Genomic DNA, 24,505 nt, shown 5'->3' on the forward strand with positions numbered 1-24,505 from the left:
CTCGAGTATATCAAGCCTGGCCACCCCGGGCCGACGACGCCTTGTGAGGATACGGTTATCGGCGCGCGGGCGGGGCCATGAACTCGGGGCCGACCGGATCGTCGACATGACGATCCACGATCGCCGCGATCTGCTCGCGAGCCGAGTCGTCGAGCTTCCAGCCCCATACATCGTCCACCGCGTCGAGTTGTTCGGGCTTGCGAGCACCCCACAGTGCGACCGAGCCCGGATACTGATCGAGCACCCAGCGTATCGCGAGCTCGAGCACATGCGTGCCGTAGTGCTCCTGTGCAAACGCTTCGAGCGCCTGGACCGCCGCGAGATACTGACCGAACCGCGGCTGTGAGAATTTGGGATCGTTGTTGCGCAGATCGTCACCCGGGAACTGCCGATCGGCGTGCATACGCCCCGACAAAAGCCCGCGACACAGCGCGCCATAGGCCAGCAGGCGCGTTTGGTGCTCAACGACCCACGGAAAGACATCGTGGTCGATCTGGCGTTCGAACAGGTTGTACGGGTTCTGAGCGACATCGATGGCCGCGACCTCCGCGAAGTCCGACATCTGTTCGGGCGTGAAATTCGATACCCCGATCGCGCGGATCTTGCCCGCCTGTTTCAATTCCGCCATGGCTTCGGCGGTTTCACGCACGTCCACACGCGGATCGGGCCAGTGCACCTGCAAAAGATCGATCACATCAGTCTGCAGCCGACGTAAGGAATCGTCGGCCTCTTCTAGAATGCGTGGCCGACGCGCGTCTCGGGCCACGCGCTCGCGACTGTCCCAGGCCAGCCCACATTTGGTGGCTAGCAACACATCATCGCGCAGACACGCTTGCCGGATCGCCTTGCCCACGATCTGCTCGGACGCGCCGAAGCCATAGACGGGTGCCGTATCGATCAGAGTCACCCCGTGGTCGGGCGCGCTCTGGATGGTACGGATCGCCTGGCTCTCATCGGTTCCGCCCCACATCCAGCCGCCGATTGCCCAGGTGCCCAGGCCGATACGCGAGCCGATCAGAGCCTGACCGTTGAGATCCACCGTTTCCGTCTGGCGTCGTGCTGTAGTCATGCGCACAGAGATGGGATCGCGGCGCGGCCATTCAAGCGTGCGACATGCGAAACAGCGAGCTCAGAGTTTCAGAAGGTGGCGACGGGTGCCACGGGCGACCGAGCCGCGCACGCCGGCCCACGAAAAAGAGCCGGCCCCTGCGGAACCGGCTCTTCAACCACCATGATTGGTGGGCCGTGTAAGACTCGAACTTACAACCAATTGATTAAGAGTCAACTGCTCTACCATTGAGCTAACGGCCCATGTGGCCAGACGCCATAGCGACTTGCCGATGACGAGTAAACCTCGTCGTGCGCCATAATAAGCGCTGCTGCTCCCCAACGCCAAGAGTTGGAATGGGGTGGACGATGGGACTCGAACCCACGACGACTGGAATCACAATCCAGGGCTCTACCAACTGAGCTACGCCCACCACTGACGAACAGCCTGCAACGGCCGGTTAGCCTTGAACTGACCTGCCAGCCGATGCAGGCCGCGTATTCTAGTCGCCTTGGCCAGCGGATGCCACCCCTTCTGATCGCTTCACCTGACTCGGGCGACATGCGCGAGCCCCAACCCCTGCCCCTGGACATCTTTTCGACGAAGGTTACCGGCGGCGGGCCCTAAGCGAGCGCACGTGGCACCCAGCACCCGGATACGCCGGTACTCGCCCGATGAATGCCCGCCGGCTGCGCACCGGCTCACCCTTCGGGCCAGCGCGGCGGGTGCCGCCGTGTTCGGATGTGCCCGACGCATATCCGTCGAACCAGGCTCGTTGTTGTGTCGCTGATTCGAATGACGAGTCGAATAGGCCATTGCTATAGGCCGCGCTCCGGCGGCCTATAGCAATGGCGCGCCCGGCTGGATTCGAACCAGCGACCGACGGCTCACGCTTCGGGCCCGTGCGGCGGGTGCCGCCCTGTTCGGATGTGCCGACGCACATCCGTCGAACCAGGCTCGTTGTTGTGTCGCTGGTTCGAATAACGAGTCGAATAGGCCATTGCTATAGGCCGCGCTCCGGCGGCCTATAGCAATGGCGCGCCCGGCTGGATTCGAACCAGCGACCGACGGCTTAGAAGGCCGTTGCTCTATCCCCTGAGCTACGGGCGCAAAAAAAGGCCGGCCGCTCAAGAATCGGCCGCCGGCGGCGCTGCTCGAACAGTGCCGTTCAATGGTCGGGGCAGCAGGATTCGAACCTGCGACCCCCTGCTCCCAAAGCAGGTGCGCTACCAGGCTGCGCCATACCCCGATTAACTTTTTCTCGTCGTGCAATCGTACGCCCGTTCGGCGTCGATCTACACCTGCTCTGCGAGCAGTCTGTTACTAATCTCGGCGGGGCCTCGACAAGTAACCCAGCCTCGAAACCTGTGTTTCTCGGCGTTCGTCGTATACGACTCACCCCAAAGCAGGTGCGCTACCCGGCTGCGCCATACCCCGATTAACTTTTTTCGTGTCGTGCGATCGTACGTCTGTTCCGCCGCACTCGGCACCCGCTTGCGCGATCGATCGTCTATCTCGACAAGACTGTGACGATGCCGGCCGCCGGTCATGCCGCCGCTTACCGTAACGCCGCTCGAACGAACGATGACCGGCGACATCGCAGTGCCGGCGTTGTACTCTCGCCGAACCTCGCGGCGACTTGAAGGATGCAAAGTCTATCGCTTCAGGCGGGCTTGTGCGAGCACTTGTTCAGCTTGCGAAATTGTCCGCCCGTGCACGCCATGCGAAAATCCGCGGCCTCATTCGACCGACGATACCCGCATGGCAGCCCGCCTGATCGATGGCAAGCAGATCGCTCTGGATTACCGACACTCGGTGCGTCGCGCCGTCGACGCCCGCCTGGCGGCCGGCGCACGCGCGCCGGGGCTGGCGGTGATTCTCGTGGGCAGCGACCCGGCCTCGCAGATTTATGTCGGCAAGAAGATAGAGGCCTGCGAGCAGGCTGGTCTGGTCTCACAGGCGATCTATCCGGATGCGGACGTCAGCCAGGCAGATCTACTCGCCCTGATCGATCGCTGTAACGAGGACGACAGTATCGACGGCATCCTGGTACAGCTGCCATTGCCGCGCCATATCGATGCCAGCACGGTGATCGAGCGAGTTCGTCCCGACAAGGATGTTGACGGATTCCACCCCTACAATATCGGCCGTCTTGCCCAGCGCGTGCCCCGACTGCGCGCCTGCACGCCGCTGGGTATCGTCCGGTTGCTGGAAGCGATCGACGAGCCCTTTCACGGCCGGCAGGCCGTGGTCATCGGCGCTTCGAACATTGTCGGGCGTCCCATGGCGCTGGAATTCCTGCTCAAGGGCGCGACCACCACGGTTTGCCACCGTTTCACCCGCGACCTCGAGTATGAAGTCGGTCAGGCCGAGATCTTGGTGGTCGGGGTCGGCAAGCCGGGCCTGATCAAGGGTGAGTGGATTCGCGAAGGCGCCACGGTCGTCGATGTCGGCATGAACCGCTTGGACAGCGGCAAGCTCGTGGGCGATATCGAGTTCGACACCGCCGCAGAGCGCGCGGCATGGATTACGCCCGTGCCGGGGGGCGTCGGACCGATGACCGTGGCGATGCTGATGACCAACACGCTTCAGGCGGCCGAAGCCCGAGACGCTGCACGGGGCTGAACGCCCGGGGCCCCGGTCTTAGCCGCGGCGCCAAAGTGTACCGTCCGGTCCGTCTTCGAGGACGATACCTGCCGCGGTCAGTTCGTCACGGATACGGTCGGCGGTAGCGAAATCCCGATCTCGTCGAGCTGCCAGCCGTTGCTCGACCATCGAATCGACGGTCGCGCCGTCCAGTCCGCCTTCGGCAAGATCGCGATCGTTGCCCTTGAGAAAATCCGCGGGTGTCTGCTGAAGCAGCCCGATCTGGCCCGCCAGCTCGATCAACAACGCGGCAAGATCGCCCGCGGTGCCCGGCTGGTCGCGGTGCCGATTGCATTCGCGAGCCAGCTCGAACAGTACAGCGATCGCGGCCGGGGTATTCAGATCGTCTTCCATTGCTTGCGTGAAACGCTCGCGATAGTCGCCGAGCGCCCTTTGCCCATCACCGCCCGACGGCGCGTCGCGCAGCGCGGTATACAGACGCGTGAGCGCACTAGTCGCCGCGTCCATGGCATCGGCGTTGTAAGCCAGTGGGCTACGATAATGTGTGGACAGCACGAAGTAACGCACGCTCTCGGCGTCGTATCGCGCCAGCACGTCGCGGATGGTCAGAAAGTTGCCGAGCGACTTCGACATCTTTTCGTCGTCCACCGTCACGAAGCCGTTGTGCATCCACGTGCCGACATACCGCTGACCGGTTGCCGCCTCGCTTTGCGCGATCTCGTTCTCGTGATGCGGGAACTGCAGATCCAGACCGCCTCCATGGATATCGAACGAATCCCCCAGGCAGTGCGTGGACATCGCCGAGCACTCGATATGCCAGCCGGGACGACCGTCGCCCCACGGTGAAGGCCAGCTCGGCTCGCCCGGCTTGGCCGCTTTCCAGAGCACGAAATCCAGCGGATCGGTCTTTGCTTCGTCGATCGCGATACGCGCCCCCGAACGCAGATCCGCCGTACGCTTGCCCGACAGGTTGCCGTAGGCTTCGAACGTGCTCACGTCATAGTAGACATCGCCATTGTCCGCCGCATACGCCGAACCCTTGTCGACCAGCCGGCCGATCATGGCCAGGATCTGCTCGATATGCGCCGTGGCAGTGGGCTCGTTGTCCGGAGCCTGCAAGCCAAGGGCGGACTCATCCTCGCGCATGTACAAAGCGAACCGTTGCGCAATCGTCTCCGGCGATTCACCGACCTCGGCCGCCCGGTTGATGATCTTATCGTCGATATCGGTGATGTTGCGCACGTAGGTCACCCGCCAGCCGCGTGCCCTTAGATAACGCACCACCATGTCGAAGACGATCATCACGCGGGCGTGGCCCAGATGACAGTAGTCGTAGACCGTCACACCGCATACGTACAGGCGTACGTGGTCGGGTTCGAGGGTCTCCAGCGGCCGGCGCCGGCCGCTCAGGCTGTCGTGCAGTTCGAGCATGGCTGTTCGTATCGGTGATCGAGCGCGCATTCTACCGGCTCCGGCAAGCCGCGCCGCTCGCCCTTGGCCGGGGTGGGTGTCTTATCATGTCGTGATGAAGTACGTCCTTGCCGGATTCGCGATCGCGCTGACCGCCGCGCTGGGCGTGATCGCCTTCGATCCACACATGGACATACGCTGCGCGGTATCGACGATTCACGACCGGGCCACGGACAAGCACCGGGGCTGGCAGTGTCTGCATTATGCGGCCGCACGCGGCGACCGAGCCGGCGTCGAGTCGATTCTGGACAACGGTCTGTCGGTCAACCTGCGAACCCGACGTGGCCGCACGCCGCTGATTCTCGCCGCCCAGCACGGCCACCTCGGCGTGGTGCATGCACTTTTGGCCCGGCATGCCGGACTGGAAGCACGCGACGGACAGAACGGCTTTACCGCGCTGCATTGGGCGGCCGATCGCTATCATCCGGCGATCGCGCGCGCACTCCTTGTACACGGCGCACGCGTCGATGCGGCCAACAAGTGGAACCAGACACCGCTATGGCAGGCCGCATGGCAGACAGACCAGGCCAACACCGAGATCGCCCATATCCTGGTCGCTGCCGGCGCGGATTTTGACCATCCGGACATACACGGAAACACCCCCTTGCTGATGGCCGCACGCGCCGGTCATCGGCCGATGATCGCCTATCTGCTGGATCTCGGCGCGGACATCAACGCCCGAAATCGACAGGGCCAGACGCCGCTATATCAGGCGGTAGCCGGCGGCCACCCCGGCGCGGTACGACTGTTGCTCGCACGAGGCGCGCCGCCTGATGCCGCGGTCGTCGGGCAGACACCGCTGGCCCGAGCGGTCACCGATGATCGGCCCGAGATAATCGACCTGCTGCGAGCCAACGGGGCGACCGGCTATCGTCGCTATGCGGCCGAACGGGCGCTGCGTCGAGGCCGCGCGGCGTATACCGACGGCCGCTATGCCGATGCGGTCGCTGCCTTCAGCGATGCCATCGCGTTCCAGCCGGACCAGGCGCAGGCGTACTATCGTCGGGGACTCGCCCGCGCGGCGACCGGCGCCAGCGAACCGGCCGCGGCCGACCTGCGCGCCGCCATTGCCTATGACGACCAGCTGCACGCCGCACGCGAAGCGCTGGCACGGCTGTACGTGGATCACGGCGATTTCGCTCGGGCGATCGCTCCGCTGGGCCGCCTCGTCGCGGCCGAACCCGACAATCCGCGCGCGCTCTACCTGCTGGGCGAGAGCCGGCGCGGGCTGGGCGAAGCAGAGCGCGCCGGACCGTATTTCGCCAAAGCCTGTGCTCTGGGCTTCGAGCCGGCCTGTTCGCGCTGAACCGCTCCGGGTTTACCCGAAATGGTCCCAACCGGGCGCGGCCCCGGCCAAGGGTTCCAACGGTTGCCCATCGCTATTCTCATAACGCAGACCCGGTCGGGCCTCGATCCGGCCGATCACGGTCAACTGGCAGTCCAGGGCCGTGCGAACTTCCGCCAGCAGACGGGGGGCGATGATCAGGCACAGTTCGTAGTCGTCACCGCCGGCCAGCTGTAGCCGGTGGCGCGCACCGGCCTCGGGAACCTGGCGCGCCAAGGCGGGCGAAGTCGGCAGCCGACTCGGATCGAGCGTCGCGCCGACGTCGCTGGCCTTCAGAACGTGGCCCAGATCGGCCGCCAGGCCATCGGAAATATCGATCGCGGCACTCACCTGCCCGCACAGCGCATCGGTCGCACGCCACTGCGGTCGGCACAGGCGCTCGCGCAGGTACAGGGCGTCCGCGCTCCGGTCGTTCTCACGCTCGGACCACAGACTCAGGCCGCAGGCGGCATCGCCCAACGTACCGGTCACGGCCACGAGATCACCCGGCTGCGCCCGATCGCGCCGCATCGCCTGGCCAGACCGTACCAAGCCCAGAGCGGTGATCGTGATCGCCAGCGCGCCGCGGGTAGTGTCGCCACCCACGATATCGACCTCGGCCGAGCCGATGGCGGCCTCGGCACCGTCGATGAATGCCTCGCACCAGGCCGGCTCGAGGTCCGGCGCCGCCAGCGCGATCGTCAACCAGGCCGGTACCGCCCCCATGGCTGCCAGGTCGCTGAGATTGACCGCAACAGCCTTGTAGCCGATATCGAAGGCCGAGGTGTCGGGCGGAAAATGCCGGCCCGAAATGAGCGTATCGGTCGTGACCGCAATTTCGTGACCTGCCGGGGGGGCCAGCAGCGCCGCATCATCGCCGATCCCGAGCGTGGTATCGGCGCGGCGCGCGCGCAGACGGGAACGCAAGCGGTCGATGAGTGCGAACTCCTGCATGCGCCGACCGGCTCGGACGCGCTTCAGCTGCGCGCGCGAATCTCGGCAGCGCGCAGATCCCGGGCAGTCGCATCCAGCACGCCGTTGATGAACCGGTGCCCGTCGGTCGCGCCGAAGACCTTGGCCAGGTTCGTGGCTTCGTTGATGACCGCCGCAAACGGGATCTCGACCCGGTCACGCAGTTCCAGCGTGGCCAGCAGGAGAATGGCGTGTTCGACCGGGTCCAACTGCGCCGCGGGACGGCTCAAATGGCGATCGAACACGGCCTCGAGCGCCGTCGCGTCGTGGGCAACCCCGCGCAACAGCATCTCGAAATAGTCGCGATCGAGTTCACGCAGGCGACCGGCTTGCGCGAACTGGAGAATGAGTTCGCCGATCTCGGTGCCGCTGATACGCCACTGGTAGATCGCCTGGACCGCGGCCATGCGCGCACGAATGCGTGCGCCGCCGGGGGAACGCGTCGGGGCAGGCAGCTGATCGGCGTCGTCAGTATCCGGGTCGAGTGGCTCGTAGCGAACCTGATCGTCATTGATGATCACGGCGTGATTCTATTCCGTGTCGCTGCCAATCGCGCGCAGCAGCGTGATCATCTCGATCACGGCCGCCGCGGCCTCGGCGCCTTTGTTGTGGTCTTCATCAGGCTGGGCACGGGCATCGGCCTGCTCGGCGGTATCGGCGGTGATCACTCCGAAACCGACCGGTACACCGTACTCGAGCGCCGTGGCCGACAGCCCCTTGGCGCATTCGCCGGCTACGAAATCGAAATGCGGGGTTTCGCCGCGGATGACGGCCCCAAGCGCGATGATGCCGTCGTAATCCTCGCTGTCGGCCAGCCGATCGGCGGCCAGCGGCAACTCGAACGCACCGGGCACCTTGACCAGCGTGATGTCGTCGTCGTCCACACCGCAATCGGTGAGCACATCGGCCGCACCGTCGACCAGCCGATCCACGATGTCGTCGTTCCACCGCGTGGATACGATCGCGATCCGCAGACCGTCGCCGTTGAATTCACCCTGGATATTGCGCATGTTGGTCTCGGCTGAGCATTCAGGCGCGCATTATTGCATGCCCGTCCAGCCGCCGGTGCACGGCGTCATCGACATTCAGCCCGAGGTGAGCTCCTCACGCCCCTGGACGTATTCGACGACCTCCAGACCGAACCCCGATATCGCCTGCATGCGCATCGGCGCCGAGAGCACCCGCATGCGCCGCACGCCCAGATCCGTGAGTATCTGCGCGCCGACGCCGTAGGTACGCAGTATCCGGCTTTCGTCGCCGGCCTCGTCCGGCACGGGCGCCGGCGTCCCACCCTCGAGCACGCGTATCCGTTCGATCAGCTCACGCGCGGTCTCGGGCTTGCGTAGTACGACCACCACGCCACACCCCTGTTCGGCCACCCGCGCGAGCGTATCGCGTAGCGGCCAGCCGAACTCGCCGTGCCGAACGCCCAGCATGTCGGCCAGCGTGTTGCGCACGTGCACGCGCACGAGCGTCGGCGTATCCGCGTCGATCTCGCCTCGCACCATGGCAAAGTGCAGCACCTTGTCGACCTCGTCCTCGAACGAATACAGCGTGAATGGGCCGAACTCGGTCTGGACCTGAGACTCGGTCACCCGCACGACCGTACGCTCGTTCTCGATGCGATATCGAATTAGATCGGCGATCGTGCCCAGCTTGATGTCGTGCTCGGCCGCAAACGCCTCCAGATCCGGCAGGCGCGCCATCGTACCGTCCTCATTGAGAATCTCCACGATCACCGAGGCCGGTTCAAGCCCGGCCAGGCGCGCCAGATCGCAGCCTGCCTCGGTATGGCCGGCCCGGGCGAGCGTGCCGCCAGGCTGCGACATCAGCGGAAAGATATGCCCGGGCTGGACCAGATCCGACGGGGTGGCATCGCGACGCACCGCAGCTCGCACGGTCTGGGCGCGGTCGTGTGCCGATATCCCGGTGGTCACGCCCTCGGCTGCCTCGATCGATAGCGTGAAATTGGTGGACTGCTCGACATCACTGGCGGCAACCATCAAGGGCAGGTGCAGTTGACGACAGCGCTCCCGGGTGAGCGTCAGACAGATCAGGCCGCGCCCGTAGCGGGCCATGAAGTTGATGTCCTCAGGGCGTACGCATTCGGCGGCCATGATGAGATCGCCCTCGTTTTCGCGATTCGCATCATCGAGCATGATCACCATGCGTCCGGCACGCATGTCGGCGACGACATCTTCGATAGGGCTGATAGCCATGGTTATCCTTGCCTTTGGAACGGGCGCGCCGGGCGCTGTGTCGCGCCGCAGTCTAGCACCGGCCGGCGCTGCCGACGGTCGCTAAGCCGGCGGCTCGGCTGGCCCCGGCACCGCCGCCAAACGGGCCAGGTAGCGCGCGACGACGTCGATCTCGATATTGACCGAATCACCGATCTCGCGTTTACCCAGCGTGGTGTGGGACATGGTATGGGGCACGATATTGACGCCGAAACGATCGCCGCTGACCTCGTTGACCGTCAAGCTGATGCCGTCGACACAGATCGAGCCCTTGGCAGCGATGAACCGCACCAGTGCCGCCGGCACCGAGAAGATCAGGCGCCACGATCGAGCATCCCGGGTCGCACGCTCTAGCCGTCCGAAACCATCGACATGGCCGGACACCATATGGCCGCCCAAGGGCTCGCCCGCGCGCAACGCTCCTTCGATATTCACCGCCGACCCCGTTTCGAGCCGGCCCAGCGTCGTCAGCGATCGCGTCTCCTGCGACACATCAGCCACGAATCGGCTGCCATCGAGCTCGACCGCGGTCAGACATACGCCGGACACCGCGATGCTGTCGCCAATCGCGATCGGCCCCAGATCCGTGTCGTTCATGTCGATGGTGATCCGGGTATCGCCGCCGCGCGCCTGAAGGTCGGCCACCGTGCCGATTCCCTTGATGATGCCGGTGAACATGCTGGTTCTAGTCCTCGTTGTGGCCCGCCTCGGCCGTGTTGGCCGGCCGTGCCCGGATCCGCCAATCGCGCCCCACCGGCTCGATCGCCTCAATATGCAGGGCAAGGGCCTGGTCGAGCTCGGTCACGCCGTCGAGCCGCAGCAGTTCGCGGCCGGCATGCCCGATCAGCGTCGGCGCCATGTAAATGATGAATTCGTCCACCAGCCCGGCCCGTGCGAACGCGCCGGCCAGCGTCGGGCCGGCCTCGACCAGTACATCGTTGATCTCGTCTTCGGCCAGCGCGGTCAATACCGCGGAAAGATCCGCGCGACCGTTGTTTGCGGGCACCCGATCGATACGTGCACCGGCCGACTCGAGTGCGGCGATGCGCTTGCTGTCGCCGCTGAGGGTGAACACTCGGGTACACCCGTCCAGCCCGAGCATGCGCGCCTGCGAAGTGATTTCGAGATTGCCGTCGACCACCACTCGCAATGGCTGCGGCCACTGGCCCGGCAGGCGCACGGTCAGCGACGGGTCGTCGGCCAACAGGGTTCCACGGCCGATCAGAACCGCGCCGGACTCGGCGCGCAGCCGGTGAACATCCGAGCGGGCCTCATCGCCGGTGATCCACTGGCTCTGCCCGCTGGCTGCCGCCGTTCGGCCGTCCAGGCTCATGGCCAGCTTCACGCGCACGCGTGGCCGACCCACCGTCATACGCATGTTGAAGCCTGTATTCAGTGCGGCGCAGCCTTCGGCCAGAATATCGGTGACCACGTCGATGCCGGCCGCGCGCAGACGTGCCACACCCTGGCCGTTCACCCGCGGGTTGGGATCGAGACAGCCAATGACCACGCGCGTCACCCCCGCATCGATCAGCGTATCGACACAGGGCGGCGTGCGTCCGGTATGGCTGCAGGGCTCAAGTGTGACGTAGACCGTGGCACCGCGCGCGCTACCGCCGCGTTGCTCGACGTCGGCCAGAGCCGCCGGCTCGGCGTGCCGCTCGCCGGCTCGCTCGTGCCAGCCCTCACCGACCACCTGCTCATCGACCACCACGACACACCCGACACGCGGATTCGGACGCGTGGTGTACCAACCACGGCGCGCGAGTTCGATCGCGCGCTGCATGTAGTAGGCGTGCACCGAACGTCTGACTGGCGTGTCGTTCATCCTGTGCCCTCGTCTCCGTTGGCCGGGTCGGGCAGCGGCGTATTTTCGATCAGCGACAGCTGGCCGCTACGTCGTCCCGGTGTGGATTCCAGACGCTCGATCTCCTCACGGAAGGCGTTGACGTCCTCGAACCGGCGATAGACCGACGCGAAACGCACGAATGCAACCTGGTCCAGCTCGCGCAGCTCTTCCATCACCCACTCGCCGAGTTGCCGCGAGGCAACCTCTCGCTCGGCGTCGGTACGCAACCGCTGCAGGATATGACTGATGGCGGTATCGATCGACTCGGCGGCGACCGGCCGTTTGTACAACGCGCGCTCGACGCCCTGCCTGAGCTTGCGCTCGTCAAACGGTTCGGGGGTTCCATCGCTCTTGACGATCCGTGGCAGCACCAGTTCGGCGGTCTCGAAGGTCGTGAATCGCGCGGCACAGGCCGGGCATTCACGTCGCCGCCGGACCTGGCTGCCCTCGGCTGCCAGACGCGAGTCGACCACCCGGGTCGCGCGCTCATCGCAGAACGGGCACTGCACGGCGTGTCAGCCGGCTTCGATCACGCCGCGCCGCGGGCGGCGCTGCGATAGACCGGATGCGCTGCGCACAGTTCGGTCACGGCGCTGCGCACCCTGGCCGCCACGGCCTCGACGTCGCCGCCACCGGCCAACGCATCGAGCACGTCGCAGATCCAGGACGCCACGCGTCGCACATCGTCCTCGCCGAAACCGCGCGTGGTGGCCGCGGGCGTGCCGATACGAAGCCCGGACGTCACGAACGGCGAGCGCGGGTCGTTGGGCACCGCGTTCTTGTTGGCGGTGATGTGGGCACGCCCCAGCCAGGCCTCGGCATCCTTGCCGGTAATATCCTGGGCGACAAGACTCACGAGCATCAGGTGGTTGTCGGTGCCACCCGACACGACATCGAAGCCGCGGTCCACAAACACCTGAGCCATGGCTTTGGCATTGGCCACGATGGCGGCGCAATAGCTGTTGAAATCGGTGTCCAGCGCTTCCTTGAAGGCGACCGCCTTGGCTGCGATGACGTGCATCAACGGCCCGCCCTGCGTGCCGGGGAACACCGCCGAGTTGAGTTTCTTGTAGAGCTTGTCGTCACCGTGCGCCGACAGGATCAGACCTCCGCGCGGCCCGCGCAGTGTCTTGTGTGTCGTAGTCGTGACCACGTGGGCATGCGGCAGCGGGCTCGGATAGTGCCCGGTCGCCACCAGCCCGGCGACATGCGCCATATCGACCAACAGCCAGGCATCGACCGAATCGGCGATACGACGCATACGGGCCCAGTCGATCTCGCGTGAATAGGCCGAAAAACCGGCCACGACCATCTTCGGCCGGTGCTCGGTCGCCAGGCGCTCGACTTCGTCGTAGTCGATCAATCCGGTATCGGGGTCCAGCCCGTACTGAACGGCGTGATAGTTCTTGCCGGAGAAGTTCGGCGCCGCGCCGTGGGTGAGGTGGCCGCCGGCATCCAGACTCATGCCCAGAATGGTGTCGCCGGGCTTGACCAACGCCAGATAGACCGCGGCGTTGGCCTGTGCGCCGGAATGCGGCTGCACGTTGGCGAAATCGCAGCCGAACAGCTTGCAAGCGCGCTGGATCGCCAGCTCCTCGGCGATATCGACATGCTCGCAGCCGCCATAGAACCGCTTGCCCGGATAGCCTTCAGCATACTTGTTCGTCAACAGCGAGCCCTGCGCTTCCATGACGCGCGGACTCGTGTAGTTCTCGGATGCGATCAGCTCGATATGGTCTTCCTGGCGCTGGTCCTCGTCGGCGATGGCCGAGGCCAGTTCCGGGTCGAAGTCGGCGATACGCTGGGCGGAGTCAAACATGATCGAATGCTCGGGTTGAAGAACGTAGAACGCAGCACGCCGCCGGCGGGCGCAGTGCGACGCGATACGCTTCCGGAGTTTGTTGGGGCGCATAGTGTAGCGCAGTCCATCGGCCGACCCCATATGTTGGGGTCGGCCGGCGCCGTCAGGCCGTGATCTCGAGCATGAGATCGAGCGCGGCCTTTGCCTGACGTGCCTCGTCGGCGTCCACCTGAATACGATTGACGACGTGGCCTTCGACCAGATTATCCATCACCCAGGCCAGATGCTGTGGGTCGGTACGGAACATCGTCGAACACATGCACACCACGGGCGACATGAACTGGACCCTGACCCCACGTGGCGCCATCTCGTGATGCAGGCGGTTGACCAGGTTCAGTTCGGTACCCACGAGCCAGTGGGAACCGGGTTCACTCGCGCGCACGGTCTTGAGGATTGTTTCGGTCGAACCCACCACATCGGAGGCCTGACAGACCTCGAAAGCGTTCTCCGGATGCGAGATCACACGCCCCTGCGGATGCTCTTCACGAAACTTCTTGATGTGGTTCGGATGAAACATCTGGTGGACTGAGCAGAAACCTTTCCAGAGGATCATCCGCGCGTTGCGTATCGCCTCGACGGAGAGCCCGCCCATGGGCTTTGCAAAGTCCCACACCACCATCTCATCCAGCGACACACCCATGTCGAAGGCGGTGTTGCGCCCCAGATGCTGGTCGGGAAAGAAAAGCACCTTCTCGCGGCGCGAAAACGACCATTCCAGCACCCCTCGGGCGTTGGACGAGGTGCATACGATGCCCCCGTGGCGGCCACAGAAGGCCTTCAGATCTGCGGCCGAGTTGATATAGGTGACCGGCGTGATCGCCTCATCGGGATCCAGCACTTCCGAAAGCTCACGCCAAGCACGTTCGACGTTACGCAGATTGGCCATGTCGGCCATCGAACAGCCCGCCGCCATATCCGGCAGGATGACCTGCTGGTCGTCCCGGGTCAGGATATCGGCGACCTCGGCCATGAAGTGCACGCCGCAGAATACAATGTATTCGGCATCCGATGCCGCGGCCTGTGCCGACAGCTTGAGGGAATCGCCAGAATAATCGGCGTGCGCGAAGACTTCGTCGCGCTGATAATGATGGCCAAGTATCGCGCAGCGGTCGCCCAGAGCAGCCTTGGCCGCGCGAATTCGCGCGTCGCAGGCCGCGTCGTCATACTGGGCGAAATCCTGCAGGGCCAGTGCGGTAGCGGTCATGTCGATGGCAGGGAAGGATCGTCCGGGAAATGTACCACAACCGGGGCCATCCGCCGCATTGCCCTAAGGCAGCGAATATCGTCAATTCGACGTCGACGGGGATATAATTCCCATCATGACCGAATCCGCACATCAGTGGCTGGCGCGCGCTTGTCATCGGCTGCTTCGTCCGCTGGTGCGTATCCTGCTGCGTCACGGTATTGCCTACCGGGACTTTTCCGAGATCGTGCGCGCGGTATATGCAGAGGTCGCCCGCGAATCGTTCACCCCGCCCGGCCGCCGCCCCACCGACGCCCATGTGGCCGTGGTGACCGGTTTAACACGCAAGGAAGTCAAACGCCTGCGCGAGGAGCCGGTCGAAGAGTTCGCCGCCGATCACTGGGGCGGCGCCAACCGGGCGACGCGCGTACTCTCCGGATGGCATCGAGATCCCGACTTCACCAATGATCGGGGCGAGCCTTGCCATCTGTCGCTGGACGACGAAGCCGCCGGCTTTCCGGCCTTGGTCAAACGTTACAGTGGAGATATTCCCGCGAGTGCTATTCTCGAGGAGCTCGAGCGCGTTGCGGCGGTCGCCCGAGGTACGCACAACACCCTGTCGGTGACCCAGCGGGCTTATGTGCCGGCCGGCAGTGATCCACAGAGCTTGCGCATGCTGGGTTCGGCCAGCCACGACCTGCTGTCGACCCTGGAGCACAACCTCGCTCGAACGGACGGGGATCGGCCGTATTTCCAGCGGACCGTGTTCAATACACGGGTCGACCCGCGGGTGCTGCCGGTCTTCCACCGCCTGGTGGCAACGCAAGGGCAGCAGTTTCTGGAGACGCTCGACGACTGGCTCGAGCATCACGAAGCCAGCGACGTTGAGGCCAACCCGCCGGTCGTTCGCACTGGCGTGGGTATCTATTATTTCGAGGATGCAGCACATCCCGGGGAGCACAAGGATGACGATTAGCCGCTCGGGCACAGGTCGCCACCGTGGTTTTCGTGCCAGGCGCTTGGTCGCGCTCGCGATCACCGCACTGCTGGCCGGATGCGGCGCGGGCGGTGACGGCGGCACGGGACAGCTGGCCGGTATCGAAGGCACCGGCATCGTCTCCGGTTTCGGCAGCGTTTATATCGATGGCATCGAGTTCGACACCGACGATGCCCAGGTACGATTCAACGGCGCCCCGGCAACGCCGTCGGCATTGCGGGTCGGCGATGTGGTTACAGTCGCCGGAACGATCGACGATGACGGCCGTGCACGCGCCGACCGTCTGGCCTTTGACCGTCTGGTCGACGGGCCCATCGAGCGTATCGAGACCCGGCCGGACAATACGGGCGAACTCGTCGCCCTCGGTCAGACCGTGCGTTTCGATGCCGATACCCGATTCATCCGGTCTCAGCCCGAAGCGCTGAAGGCTGGCGATCTGATCGCCGTCAGCGGTCTGGTCGATGCAAACGACGTGCTGCATGCAAGCTCGATCGAGCACGGCCCGGATTACAGCGAGGGCCGGCTCATCGATATCCGGGGCCGGATCGATACGTTAACTCCGGACCGTTTCGATATCGGTGCGCTGACCGTCCGCTACGACAACGCCACCATCGACGACACAGCGCTGGCGGTCGGCGATTATGTACAGGTCTACGGACGCCAATATGGCACCGGAACGCCGCTGGAGGCCGAGCGCATCACGCGCCCGGAGCAGCGCATAGGCAACGACGGAGAACGAGTGTTCCTCGAAGGCGTCATCAGCGCTGTGAACGGGCAAACGCTCACCCTCGCAGGCCAAACCGTGGATATCGGTAATGCCGAGCGTATCGGGCCGTCTCAGGCGCCGATCACGTCGCGGGCGAAGATCTCGATACGCGGACACCGACGCGGCGAACAGATCGTCGCCGAGACGATTTCGGTCCAGCCGGCCCCGACGGTCACGCTCCGCGCGCGGCTGACAGATATCGATGCGGGCCCGGATCGCGTGGAACTGCTTGGCACACGTTGGCAGGTCCCGGCCGATACGCTGTATGTCGATCTCGCCGAGCCGGCCGATCGCCGGCTGCGGCTGTCTGGCCTGCGTGCTGGCGACACCGTCCAGGTCAACGGCTATCTGGACGCAGCTGGGCTGGTAATGACCCGTCTCGACCGCGTAAACGCGGATCCGGTCGGCGATTCGATGGTGCGCGGGCCGATCGATTCCATCGATCGCAGCGACGATCGTCTGACCCTCAATATTGCCGGCGCGACCGTGGTCGCCGACATCGGCCGCAGTCGTTTCGAAGACGCCGATGGACAGGCCATAACGGCCTCGGCGTTCCAGGCCGCGGCGGCTGGCGCAAGAGCCCAGGCCACCGGGCCGGACAACAGCGGCCGCATCGATATCGCTCGCACGGTGCGCCTGCTCGACTGAGCAACCGGCAAACCAGGCCGCCCGGCGCGCGCCGGGCGGCTCACCACGGGTCCAGCCATGGCCGGCCCTGCCCTCGACGCTCGGTCGACTCGGCATCAAATCGACAACTCGGACCGGCACCCGTATCGCCCACGGTGCCCGTATTCGAGTCACCCAGCGCGACGGCCCCGTGCACGCGCCAAAGCCCGGCCAAGCGCGCCTGCGGCATATCGGCAAACGGCCGCCGGAGGCGGTACGCTCGTCACGACTCGGGCATGGTGCAGTATCGATGGCCGTTCAGCGGCGTGTCGTGCATACGAGACCTGTCACACCGAGGCCTGCCAGCCCACGAGTCGCAACCACTACCCCCCGTATGAGGCGCACAAAAAAACCGGACCGGGGACATATGCCCCGGTCCGGCTATTCCGCCACCTGTCAGCGATGATCAGTCGGCCTGATCGTCCTCGGCGAACAGGATGACCGAGCCCTTGACCGGCAGGTTGTCGCCAATCAGCAGGGCATCGGCGGCGCCGGCATCGAGAGACTGGACGACGAACTGGAACTGACCCGTGGTCATCAGGTCGCCGCCGCCGTTACCGCCGCCGTTCATACCCCCGGGCGGCGGCGCATCGACACCGACGTTATCGTCGTTATCGCTGTCACTGCATGCCGTGAGGATGATCGTCGCAGCCATCACGACAAGCAACAGCTGGGTGCGGCGGCGTACGCCGCCGACCGACAGCAGTCCCACCAGGCCAAGCAACGCACCGCCCGCATACAAGGGCATGAACGAGCCGATGGCCGCAACCGCCTGCCCGTCATCGCCCGACAGATCGGCCGTCACTACATAGCTGGTGCTGTCCATCGCCGGGATAGATGCCCCGCCGCTGGTGAAGCTGACGCTGAAGTTCGTGCCGTTGTCCGCCACGGTGCCGCTTCCGACCGGGTTCTCACCCGAGTCCCGCCGGCCGTTGCCGTTGCTGTCCTGATAGACCGTCAATGCGACACCGGCCAGCATCAGACGACGGGCCACCGTGCTGTCATCGTCCATCGAACCTCGGTCGATGTAGCCCGAAAAACCAGCCACAGTGGCCGCGCTGTCGTCATCGTTGGTCAGGGTCAAACCGATCACGTCCGTGTCGCCGCTGTCCTGCGCAGTGACCGACGACGGACTGGTGGCGGTCACGCTGAGCACCGGGTCGTCGGTAAGTTCGAACGCGCCCGCATCACAGCTGCCGTCGTCATCGTCGTCCATCAGATCGAACGGACGCGGGGCGCCGCGCTGGTCGGTATCGCCACAGCCGTCGTTCGCATCGAGTGCGGCTGCGCTGTCCGCGGTCAGCGGCTGGGTGGCCGTGGTGCCGCCGAACAATCGATATGACCCGACGGTCACCGCACCGACGACGTTGCCATCATCGCTCGACGCCGACACGCCATCGCCCAGATCCGGGTCGTTGTTGGCGATCAAGCTGTTGCTGATGCTGATCGAATCGCCGACGCCGGTCATACCGTCATCCGTGTTGGCGGCCACGCCGGTACCGACGTTCTGGGTCACCGAGACCGACTCCAGCGTGATGGTACCGCCCGCGCCGTCGAGATAGACGCCGGCACCGGTATCAGCGGTGTTATTGGACACGGTCGAGGTATCGACGGTCAGCGTACCCGCCCCCGAATTCCACAGACCACCGCCTTCGACCGCGGTGTTGTAGCCGACCGACGAGCGCGTAATGGCCGTGGTACCGGCACCGCCGATATGCAGGCCACCGCCGTTGCCGGGGTTCGCGCCGGCATCGTTGGCCGCACTGCTGTCGGTCCCACCCAGGGTGACCCGAGTCATGGTGACCGCACCGCCTGCGTTCTCGATACCGCCACCGGCACGCTGTGCGCTATTGCCGGCGATACGCGTATCGGTGATCTCAGCACTGGCGTTCGGGCTGACCAGGATACCGCCCCCGGAGCCGGACGTGCCACTGGCCGTGTTGTTGGCGATACGGCTGTTGACAATCGTCAGCGACCCACTGTCGCCGTCGGCGTTGGTCTCAGCGTAGATACCGCCGCCGCCCTGCGTGGCGTCCGCGCCGGTGGCCTCGTTGCCCACTATCGACACGCCATCGAAACTCATCTCGCCCTGATTGTTCCAGAACGCACCGCCTTCGACAGCCACGTTGTTCGCATACAGCCCGCCAATGACGTTCACATCGCCGTCACCGGTGACATGCACCACACCGCCGTTGCCCGGATTCATGCCGGCGTTGTTGCCGGTCGCCGTGACGTTATCGAGCGTGGTCGTGGTATCGCCCAGGACTTCGATCGCCCCGCCGGCCCGATTCGCGCTGTTGCCCTTCATCGACGAGTCGGCCACGCTCAGCGTGCCACCCGCTCTGAGCAGGATCGCGCCACCCGAGGACGAACTGGTCTCGTCATCGCTGCCGGCGCTGTTGTTGGCAAAACTCGAGTCGGTGACCCGGATCGTACCGCCGGTGGCCTCACCGAAGATTGCGCCGCCCCCCTCATCGGCCGCCGGTCCGGTAGCCGTGTTGGCCGTGAATGTCGCGCCGTCGACGGTCATCGTACCGGCGTTGTTCCACAGGGCGCCGCCTTCGGTCGCGGTGTTCGCGTCGAAGGTTCCGCCGTTGACCACGATATCGGCGCTGCCGGTCACATGCAGCGCACCACCGTTACCCGGGTTCGCACCGGCATCGTTTCCGGAGAAATCCACCCCGTTGAGCGTGACGGCCACGTTGTCCGTGCCGTCGTCGCTGTCGTCTCCATTGCTGGCTCCCGAGGCCTCCTCAATGGCACCGCCGGCCCGGTCGGCGGTGTTGTTGTTCATGGCACCGCCATTGACGACCAGCACGCCGCCGTCGTCGTTGAGAATCGCCCCGCCCGAACGCGCGTCGGCATCGCCGTCAGCGGTGGTCGCCACGCCGTTGACCAACGTCAGGCCGTTGAGTGTGAGCATGCCCTGGTTGGTGAAGATACGGCTTTGCGTGTCGGCATCGATCGTGACATTTGCGTTGTCGTCACCTTGCATGCCGATGGTCAACGCGGACCCTGCCATCACCGTAGGCAGCGCCGTGCCGCCGAGAGTAATGGTCTGACCCGCCACGCCGCTGCCGAAGACGATCATGTCGTTGTTGTCGTCGCCGGCCATGCAGCCGCCCGCTGCGACATTGCCGTTGGCAGCATTGATGGCATCGCGAAGCGTGCAATCGGCGCCGCCCTGGCCATCGGCCGTGGTTGTGACGGTGATGGTGGCCGCAAATGCACCCGGAGCGGCCACGACCAAGGCCGTGCCGGCAATGGCGGCCCTGACCTGTTGACGTAACCGCAACCGCGGCCTCGATGGACTGTTCATGACGTGTTCCTTCCCTACTGCGTTTTGACGCGATGGGCGCGCCGCCGATGGGGAGTGACCCCCGAACCCGTTTTGGGAATAATTTCCCTATTGGCATCGGCGAGTCAAACACGCGTGCGGAATACAACGAAAAAAGCCGGCGAAACTCGGTTCCGCCGGCCTTGGTCAGTACGCTGCAATCTATTGGGCGGCCGCGTTACGCCCCGCCCCGGGACGTCAGCCGCCCGCGTCTGTCTTGGTTCGCAAACGAATGCCCAGTTCGCGCAACTGCGCATTATCTGCCTGGCCAGGCGCGCCGGTGAGCAGATCGGTGGCCGTCTGGGTCTTGGGAAAGGCGATCACTTCGCGGATCGAATCCGCACCGGCCATGAGCATGACCAGGCGATCCAGCCCAAACGCGATACCCGCGTGGGGCGGTGCGCCGAACTTGAGCGCCTCCAGCAGAAAACCGAATTTTTCTTCTGCCTCTTCGGGGCTGATACCGAGAACGTCGAAGGCGGCCTGCTGCATTTCCGGGGTATGGATACGCACGGAGCCGCCGCCGACCTCCGAACCGTTGAGCACCATGTCGTAGGCCTGGGCTCGGGCTTCGTGCGGCGCGGCCTTGAGCGCCTTCGGATCGTTCACCGCCGGGGCGGTGAACGGGTGGTGCGCGGCATACCAGCGTTTGGTTTCTGTGTCGTACTCGAACATCGGCCAGTCGACGATCCAGAGCGGCTGCCAGCCCTCGGCGACCCGGTCCAGGTCGTGGCCGAGCCGGACTCTCAACGCACCGAGCGCATCGTTGACGACTTTTTCCGAGTCGGCGCCGAAGAACAGTAGGTCCCCGTCGGCGGCGCCGCTCCGCTCGACGATACCGGCAATGGCGTCATCCGAGAGGAACTTGAGAATCGGCGAGGCCAACCCGTCGCGGCCGGCGGCAACATCGTTGACCTTGACGTAGGCCAGCCCTTTCGCCCCGTAGCGACCGACGAACTCGGTATAGCCGTCGATCTGCTTACGGGTCAACGTGGCGCCCCCGGGCACGCGCAGCACGGCCACTCGGCCCGTGTCATTGTTGGCCGGGCCGGAAAATACCTTGAAATCGGCATCGGCGACCAGATCCGCGATATCGACCAGTTCGAGGTCGATACGCAGATCGGGCTTATCCGAACCAAAGCGACGCATCGCTTCGGCATAGCTCATGCGAGGGAACGGGTCCGGCAGCTTGGCGTCCAGCACGTCGGCGAACAGCGCACGAATCATGGTTTCATTGATCGACATGATGTCGTCGGCATCGACGAACGAGGCCTCGATGTCGATCTGGGTGAACTCGGGCTGCCGATCGGCCCGCAGATCCTCGTCGCGAAAACAACGGGCGATCTGGTAATAGCGGTCCATGCCGGAAACCATGAGCAGCTGCTTGAACAACTGCGGCGACTGCGGCAAGGCAAAGAAATGCCCCGGCTGCGTCCGGCTCGGCACCAGATAATCGCGCGCGCCTTCAGGCGTGGCACGGGTAAGAATAGGGGTCTCGATATCGAGAAAGCCCAGTTCGTCGAGTGCGCCCCGCACCGCCCGTGTCACCTGGGCACGCAACTGCATATGACGTTGCATGCGCGGCTTGCGGAGCTCGATATAGCGATAACGCAGGCGCGCGGCATCGCCGACCGTTTCGGTCTCGTCGAGCTGAAGTGGCGGCGTTTCCGAGGCATTGAGTACCGTCAGCGCCTGGGTGTAGACCTCGATCTCGCCCGATGCGAGATTCGTGTTGACCGTGCCAGCCGGGCGTGCGCGCACGCGACCGGTGACCTGAATGACGTACTCACTGCGCAACTTTTCAGCCGCCGCGAAGGTTTCAGCCTCATCGGGGTCGAACACGACCTGAATCAGACCACTGCGATCTCGCAGATCCACGAATATGACGCCACCGTGGTCGCGGCGGCGATGAACCCACCCGCAAACGGTAATTTCACTATCGATGGCAGCGGCGGTTACATCGCCGTTGTAGTGGGATCGCATCATGGCAGGCGCCTTTATCGGCTGTGCAAAAGAGCGCGAGTCTAGCAAGAGGCAGGCCGTCGCCGGTAGTCCGACGACCGCCCGATCCCGAACGCGTCTCAGCTCGCCGTCGAGGCGCCGGACGCAGGTTTGCTGTCGTTCTTGGCCTTGGCCGCCGGCTTCCCGCTGTCCTTTCCCGCGGCGGACGTCTTGGCGGATTCGGACTTGCTCGATCCGCTGTCGCCGGCCTTACTGTCGCTATTCGAAGCGCTAGACTTCGCGCCGCCGCTGTCGCCGGCCAAGTTACGCTTGCCGTCCGATTTGAAATCGGTTTCGTACCAGCCGCCGCCGGCCAGGCGAAATCCCGCGGCCGATATCTTGCGCTTGAGCGCGGGCTGGCCACAGGCCGGGCAATCGGTCAGCGGATCGTCGGACAACCGCTGCAGTTTTTCGACTTCTTCGCCGCATTCGCGGCAGACATATTCATAGATCGGCATGAATTGATCCCCTTGACAAAGACCGCTGTCGCTACGCCTAGAGCGCGGTTGCGCCGCTGGCGGCCGAACGTCCGATGCCGTAGTAGGTAAACCCTGCCTGAGCGACATACGAGGGCTTGTAGATATTGCGTCCGTCGACGAGCACCGGCTGCTTCATACGCGCGGCGAGATCGGCGAAATCCGGCGTACGGAATATATGCCACTCAGTGACCAAAACAAGAGCATCGGCGTTGTCGGCCGCCTCTTCGCCGCTGGCACACAACGTCAGGTCGTCACGTTCACCGTAGATGCGCCGTGTTTCGTTCATTGCCTCGGGATCGAACGCCCGCACCTGCGCGCCGGCTTCCCACAACGCCTCCATCAGCGTACAGCTGGGCGCCTCGCGCATATCGTCCGTGTTGGGCTTGAAGGCCAACCCCCAGACGGCGATGGTCTTGCCGGCGAGATCGCCGAAATGGGCGGCCAACTTGTCGAACAGCACCCGTTTCTGGCGATCGTTAACCCGCTCCACGGCGTTGATGATCTCGGTGTCATAGCCGAGCTTGCCCGCGGTCTGAGCCAGCGCGCGCACGTCCTTGGGGAAGCAAGACCCGCCGAAGCCGCAGCCGGGATAGATGAAATGATAGCCAATCCGGTGATCGGCACCGATCGCGCGTCGGACCTGCTCGATATCGGCATCGACCCGGTCGGCGACTTGCGAGAGCTCGTTCATCAGGCTGATCTTGGTCGCCAGGACGATATTGGCGGCATACTTGGTCAGCTCCGCCGAGCGAATATCCATGACGATCGTCCGGTCATGCTGACGGTTGAACGGCGCATATAACGCACGCAAATGCTCGGCGGCTCGGTCGGTATCGACACCCACGACGACGCGGTCCGGCTTCATGAAATCCTCGACGGCCGCGCCTTCCTTGAGAAACTCCGGGTTGGAGGCGACATCGAACTCGACGTCCATCCCGCGCTGGGTCAATATCCTGCCCAGGGCCTCTCGCACCTTATCGGCTGTGCCAACCGGCACCGTCGATTTGGTGATGACCAGTCGATAATCGGACATGTGCTCGCCGATGGTCTCGGCGACCTTGAGCACGTACTGCAGATCGGCGCTTCCGTCCTCGTCAGGCGGGGTGCCCACCGCGATGAATTGCAGCGTGCCGTGCGCGACGGCCTGCGCGGCGTCGGTCGTGAATCGCAGGCGACCGGAGGCGACGTTGTCGTGCACGATCTGTTCGAGGCCCGGCTCGTAGATCGGAATGTCGCCTCGGGTCAGCCGAGCGATCTTGTCCGCGTCGATATCCACGCAGATCACATGGTTGCCGCTCTGAGCCAGACAGGCGCCCGTCACCAGGCCGACATACCCCGTTCCGAAAATCGTAATACGCACCGCGACTCCTGTTGGCTATGGGCGGCAGGGTCAAAACGACATTATGCGTCAACCCGCTACGATCTCGCGACCGCGCACATTGCACGCATAAAAAAAGCCGCGCCGCCCGTAGGCGCGCGGCTTATCGCCGTCATGGCGTCCCCAAGGGGATTCGAACCCCTGTCGCCGCCGTGAAAGGGCGGTGTCCTAGGCCTCTAGACGATGGGGACTTGATTGGTGGAGCCAGGCGGGATCGAACCGCCGACCTCAACACTGCCAGTGTTGCGCTCTCCCAGCTGAGCTATGGCCCCTTCGACTTTGCGAGCGGCGCATTATAGAGATCGGATCACGCGTTGCCAACCTCTCCCC

General features: G+C 64.7%; 19 protein-coding genes and 6 tRNA genes. 4 read left to right on the forward strand and 21 right to left on the reverse strand.

Annotation, left to right across the window (positions count from 1 at the left end; all coding sequences use genetic code 11):
• Positions 1–55: 55 nt before the first annotated feature.
• The 5 genes from T31B1_RS10285 to T31B1_RS10305 form a co-directional block, all read right to left on the reverse strand.
• On the reverse strand, positions 56–1,069 hold the full coding sequence (locus T31B1_RS10285) for an aldo/keto reductase (RefSeq protein WP_353249386.1): 1,014 nt from the start codon (positions 1,067–1,069) through the stop codon (positions 56–58).
• A 167-nt stretch (positions 1,070–1,236) separates the two neighbouring features.
• Positions 1,237–1,311, reverse strand: a tRNA-Lys gene (locus tag T31B1_RS10290).
• 94 nt (positions 1,312–1,405) lie between these two features.
• Positions 1,406–1,481: transfer RNA gene (locus T31B1_RS10295), tRNA-His, on the reverse strand.
• A 601-nt stretch (positions 1,482–2,082) separates the two neighbouring features.
• Positions 2,083–2,158, reverse strand: a tRNA-Arg gene (locus T31B1_RS10300).
• Between the two features lie 62 nt (positions 2,159–2,220).
• A tRNA-Pro gene (locus T31B1_RS10305) sits at positions 2,221–2,297 on the reverse strand.
• A gap of 512 nt (positions 2,298–2,809) precedes the next feature.
• Between T31B1_RS10305 and folD the strand changes: the two genes are divergently transcribed.
• Entirely contained in the window at positions 2,810–3,673 is an 864-nt protein-coding gene (gene folD, locus T31B1_RS10310) for a bifunctional methylenetetrahydrofolate dehydrogenase/methenyltetrahydrofolate cyclohydrolase FolD (protein ID WP_353249387.1), read from the forward strand.
• An 18-nt stretch (positions 3,674–3,691) separates the two neighbouring features.
• Here the strand turns inward: folD and cysS are convergent, their stop codons facing one another.
• Entirely contained in the window at positions 3,692–5,086 is a 1,395-nt protein-coding gene (cysS, locus tag T31B1_RS10315) for a cysteine--tRNA ligase (RefSeq protein ID WP_353249388.1), read from the reverse strand.
• A gap of 94 nt (positions 5,087–5,180) precedes the next feature.
• On the opposite strand from cysS, the gene T31B1_RS10320 reads away from it, so the two are divergent.
• Positions 5,181–6,431, forward strand: a complete 1,251-nt coding sequence (locus tag T31B1_RS10320) for an ankyrin repeat domain-containing protein (RefSeq protein ID WP_353249389.1) — start codon at positions 5,181–5,183, stop codon at positions 6,429–6,431.
• Positions 6,432–6,443: 12 nt separating this feature from the next.
• On the opposite strand, the gene thiL is transcribed toward T31B1_RS10320, so the two are convergent.
• The 9 genes from thiL to nadA all read right to left on the reverse strand — a co-directional run bounded on the left by thiL (position 6,444) and on the right by nadA (position 14,572).
• Positions 6,444–7,403, reverse strand: coding sequence for a thiamine-phosphate kinase (gene thiL / locus T31B1_RS10325; protein WP_353249390.1), 960 nt, complete (start codon positions 7,401–7,403; stop codon positions 6,444–6,446).
• A 23-nt stretch (positions 7,404–7,426) separates the two neighbouring features.
• A complete protein-coding gene (nusB, locus tag T31B1_RS10330; protein WP_353249391.1) occupies positions 7,427–7,942 on the reverse strand; it encodes a transcription antitermination factor NusB in 516 nt (171 codons plus the stop codon).
• Between the two features lie 9 nt (positions 7,943–7,951).
• Positions 7,952–8,431 (reverse strand): 6,7-dimethyl-8-ribityllumazine synthase, encoded by a 480-nt coding sequence (ribH, locus tag T31B1_RS10335; protein ID WP_353249392.1) that lies wholly within the window; start codon positions 8,429–8,431, stop codon positions 7,952–7,954.
• Between the two features lie 75 nt (positions 8,432–8,506).
• Positions 8,507–9,640, reverse strand: a complete 1,134-nt coding sequence (gene ribBA / locus T31B1_RS10340; RefSeq protein ID WP_353249393.1) for a bifunctional 3,4-dihydroxy-2-butanone-4-phosphate synthase/GTP cyclohydrolase II — start codon at positions 9,638–9,640, stop codon at positions 8,507–8,509.
• 81 nt (positions 9,641–9,721) lie between these two features.
• Entirely contained in the window at positions 9,722–10,336 is a 615-nt protein-coding gene (locus T31B1_RS10345) for a riboflavin synthase (RefSeq protein ID WP_353249394.1), read from the reverse strand.
• Positions 10,337–10,343: 7 nt separating this feature from the next.
• On the reverse strand, positions 10,344–11,486 hold the full coding sequence (gene ribD, locus T31B1_RS10350; protein WP_353249395.1) for a bifunctional diaminohydroxyphosphoribosylaminopyrimidine deaminase/5-amino-6-(5-phosphoribosylamino)uracil reductase RibD: 1,143 nt from the start codon (positions 11,484–11,486) through the stop codon (positions 10,344–10,346).
• The gene (nrdR, locus tag T31B1_RS10355; RefSeq protein ID WP_353249396.1) at positions 11,483–12,016 is read right to left on the reverse strand and encodes a transcriptional regulator NrdR; all 534 of its coding nucleotides are present in this window, start codon (positions 12,014–12,016) and stop codon (positions 11,483–11,485) included. The genes ribD and nrdR overlap by 4 nt, the downstream gene beginning before the upstream one ends.
• 20 nt (positions 12,017–12,036) lie before the next feature.
• Positions 12,037–13,326: a serine hydroxymethyltransferase gene (glyA, locus tag T31B1_RS10360; RefSeq protein WP_353249397.1), complete on the reverse strand. Its 1,290-nt coding sequence runs from the start codon at positions 13,324–13,326 to the stop codon at positions 12,037–12,039.
• A 145-nt stretch (positions 13,327–13,471) separates the two neighbouring features.
• Positions 13,472–14,572: a quinolinate synthase NadA gene (gene nadA / locus T31B1_RS10365; protein ID WP_353249398.1), complete on the reverse strand. Its 1,101-nt coding sequence runs from the start codon at positions 14,570–14,572 to the stop codon at positions 13,472–13,474.
• A 115-nt stretch (positions 14,573–14,687) separates the two neighbouring features.
• Between nadA and T31B1_RS10370 the strand changes: the two genes are divergently transcribed.
• Both T31B1_RS10370 and T31B1_RS10375 read left to right on the forward strand, forming a co-directional pair.
• A complete protein-coding gene (locus T31B1_RS10370; RefSeq protein WP_353249399.1) occupies positions 14,688–15,527 on the forward strand; it encodes a DUF6502 family protein in 840 nt (279 codons plus the stop codon).
• The gene (locus T31B1_RS10375) at positions 15,517–16,962 is read left to right on the forward strand and encodes a DUF5666 domain-containing protein (protein ID WP_353249400.1); all 1,446 of its coding nucleotides are present in this window, start codon (positions 15,517–15,519) and stop codon (positions 16,960–16,962) included. The genes T31B1_RS10370 and T31B1_RS10375 overlap by 11 nt, the downstream gene beginning before the upstream one ends.
• 424 nt (positions 16,963–17,386) lie before the next feature.
• On the opposite strand, the gene T31B1_RS10380 is transcribed toward T31B1_RS10375, so the two are convergent.
• The 6 genes from T31B1_RS10380 to T31B1_RS10405 all read right to left on the reverse strand — a co-directional run bounded on the left by T31B1_RS10380 (position 17,387) and on the right by T31B1_RS10405 (position 24,447).
• Positions 17,387–20,299 (reverse strand): beta strand repeat-containing protein, encoded by a 2,913-nt coding sequence (locus T31B1_RS10380; RefSeq protein WP_353249401.1) that lies wholly within the window; start codon positions 20,297–20,299, stop codon positions 17,387–17,389.
• Between the two features lie 216 nt (positions 20,300–20,515).
• Positions 20,516–22,300: an aspartate--tRNA ligase gene (aspS, locus tag T31B1_RS10385; protein ID WP_353249615.1), complete on the reverse strand. Its 1,785-nt coding sequence runs from the start codon at positions 22,298–22,300 to the stop codon at positions 20,516–20,518.
• 98 nt (positions 22,301–22,398) lie between these two features.
• A complete protein-coding gene (locus tag T31B1_RS10390) occupies positions 22,399–22,776 on the reverse strand; it encodes an FmdB family zinc ribbon protein (RefSeq protein ID WP_353249402.1) in 378 nt (125 codons plus the stop codon).
• Between the two features lie 37 nt (positions 22,777–22,813).
• Positions 22,814–24,157 (reverse strand): UDP-glucose dehydrogenase family protein, encoded by a 1,344-nt coding sequence (locus tag T31B1_RS10395; protein WP_353249403.1) that lies wholly within the window; start codon positions 24,155–24,157, stop codon positions 22,814–22,816.
• Between the two features lie 133 nt (positions 24,158–24,290).
• Positions 24,291–24,366 (reverse strand) — tRNA-Glu (locus T31B1_RS10400).
• A 5-nt stretch (positions 24,367–24,371) separates the two neighbouring features.
• Positions 24,372–24,447: transfer RNA gene (locus T31B1_RS10405), tRNA-Ala, on the reverse strand.
• Between the last annotated feature and the right edge of the window lie 58 nt (positions 24,448–24,505).

Source organism: Salinisphaera sp. T31B1, assembly GCF_040361275.1.
Lineage (GTDB): Bacteria > Pseudomonadota > Gammaproteobacteria > Nevskiales > Salinisphaeraceae > Salinisphaera.